This is a genomic window from Streptomyces otsuchiensis (assembly GCF_004305975.1).
In the GTDB taxonomy this organism is placed as follows: Bacteria; Actinomycetota; Actinomycetes; order Streptomycetales; family Streptomycetaceae; genus Streptomyces; species Streptomyces otsuchiensis.
Genome location: NZ_BHZI01000588.1, coordinates 1 through 551, shown reverse-complemented (window position 1 = coordinate 551; position 551 = coordinate 1). Strand labels below are relative to the sequence as shown.

The following is a 551-nucleotide window of genomic DNA, read 5'->3' as shown; positions in this document are numbered from 1 at the left end:
GGCCCTCTCGGCGAGACCACAGCCGAGGAATCACCCGACGGCGCCTGGACCTACGAGCACGACCCCCTCGGACGACTGCTACACGCCACCTCACCCGGTGTCGAACTCACCCGCACCTACAACCCACTCGGCGACCTCACCACCGAAACCATCAACGGCCGCACCCTCACCCTCGAACACGACGCACTCGGCCACCTCACACACCGCACCACCCCCACCGGCCAGATATCAGAGTGGGACTACGGCCGGGACGGCCTCCCCGCCGCGTTGACCACCAGCGGGCACACCCTCACCTTCGCCCATGACGCCGCAGGCCGCGAGACCACCCGAACCACCGACGGCGTCATCACCGAACACCAAACCTGGGACGCAGCAGGACGCCGAACCCGACAAACCCTCACCGCGGGAAGCCGGACCACCCTCGACCGCGCTTACCGCTACCGGCCGGATCACTACCTCACCCAGCTCACCGACCCCACCGGCGAACACCACTACACGCTAGACCCCCTCGGTCAGATCACAAGAGCCATCACCCCCACGAGTGAAGAGAC

The 551-nt window shown here is 67.2% G+C and carries 1 pseudogene; it reads left to right on the top strand.

The annotated features are described in order from the left end of the window. Positions 1-551, top strand: a pseudogene (locus tag E0D90_RS25975) (type IV secretion protein Rhs); the annotation flags it as partial.